Origin of the sequence: Pseudomonas sp. MIL19, from assembly GCF_028680365.1 — a bacterium.
Taxonomy (GTDB): Bacteria; Pseudomonadota; Gammaproteobacteria; order Pseudomonadales; family Pseudomonadaceae; genus Aquipseudomonas; species Aquipseudomonas spirodelae.
Map to the genome: position 1 here is coordinate 1 of NZ_JAPPVG010000093.1, position 456 is coordinate 456.

The window sequence follows — 456 nt, forward strand, 5'->3', positions numbered from 1 at the left end:
GCCCTGTGGTTCTTCCTGCGTAGCCGCAAGACTCAGAGCAGCCGCGATCTATGGCTGGGCGCGGCCTGTTTCATTACCGCGATGGGCGGCCTGGCGTTTACCCAATACCGAACGACTTCGGAATTCATCAACCTGTTCGGCCACATCTATAAGGTGGCCGCCTACTGCTTCTTCTACCTGGCTGCCTTCCAGATTGCCGTGCGCAAACCCTATCGTTTGCTGGAAGTGCGTGAGCAGCGCATTCGCGAACAGGAAACCGAACTGCACAACCTGCTGAGCAACCTGCCGGTTGGCATCGCCCGCCTGGATGAGCACCTGCACCTGCGCTATGCCAACCCGACGCTAATCCGCAGCCTGGATCGTCGTCCGGAAAACTTGATCGGTGAAACCATCAGCGACCTGCTACTCAGCGACGTCGCTGAGCAGATCAAACCGCATCTGTTTAAAGCCCTCTGT

1 protein-coding gene is annotated in these 456 nt (G+C 57.9%); it reads left to right on the top strand.

Annotated features, from left to right (window positions below):
* A partial coding sequence (locus N1078_RS19495; RefSeq protein ID WP_274089711.1) for an MASE3 domain-containing protein occupies nucleotides 1–456 on the top strand: 456 nt, incomplete at both ends.